1 pseudogene is annotated in these 362 nt (G+C 57.7%); it reads left to right on the top strand.

Annotated features, from left to right (window positions below):
* Positions 1-362, top strand: a pseudogene (locus KP705_RS19505) (IS5/IS1182 family transposase); the annotation flags it as partial.

Consider the following 362-nt stretch of genomic DNA (forward strand, 5'->3'; position numbering starts at 1 on the left):
ACGCCGAGAAAGCCGATCTCCGGGCAGGCCGTATTCCCGAAGACTGGCAGGACAAGCCGTCAAAGCTGTCGCACAAGGATCGCCATGCGCGCTGGACGCTGAAGTTCACGAAAGCGAAGCGGCAGGACGATGGAACCATGCCGTCGAGTGATCTCGCTATCCCATTCTTTGGCTACAAACCCCACGTCTCCATCGACCGGAAGTATCGGTTCATCCGCAAATGGAAGACAACAGATGCCGCCGCCAGTGATGGCGCGCGATTGAGAGAGGGGCTTCTGGATAAAGCCAATACCGCCTCAAGCGTCTGGGCCGATACCGCGTATCGCTCGAAAGCCAACGAAGACTTCATGGAAAAGCAGGGC

This window comes from Gluconobacter sp. P1D12_c (genome assembly GCF_018812105.1).
GTDB classification, from domain to species: Bacteria; Pseudomonadota; Alphaproteobacteria; order Acetobacterales; family Acetobacteraceae; genus Gluconobacter; species Gluconobacter oxydans_A.